This window comes from Pseudomonas pseudonitroreducens (genome assembly GCF_021603645.1).
In the GTDB taxonomy this organism is placed as follows: domain Bacteria; phylum Pseudomonadota; class Gammaproteobacteria; order Pseudomonadales; family Pseudomonadaceae; genus Pseudomonas; species Pseudomonas pseudonitroreducens.
The window spans coordinates 1-273 of sequence record NZ_BQHJ01000067.1; the positions used below are offsets into that span (position 1 = coordinate 1).

The 273-nt window shown below is 65.9% G+C and carries 1 protein-coding gene; it reads right to left on the reverse strand.

Annotated elements, in window-relative coordinates:
• On the reverse strand, positions 1–273 hold a 273-nt coding region (locus L6D89_RS32495), incomplete at both ends, for a hypothetical protein (RefSeq protein ID WP_236202358.1).

Genomic DNA, 273 nt, shown 5'->3' on the forward strand with positions numbered 1-273 from the left:
CGCCGGCTTCCACGATGGGCTCGATGCGGATCGCCTTGGTGCTGGTGTAGGCGATGGTTGCCGGGGTCGGCTCGGTGATCGCGGTGCTGTCTTCCTTGACGCGGAAGCCAGCGGCCGACACCTCGACGTCGGTGTTCGGCACCGGAGTGCTGCCCTGGGTCTTGGTGATGACCAGGCTCTTGGGACCAGGGAAGTCAGTCACCACCAGGCTGCCCGGAATCAGGACGACCGCCTCGCCAGTGACAGTCTCCGGCTCCAGCTCGATGACCTTGC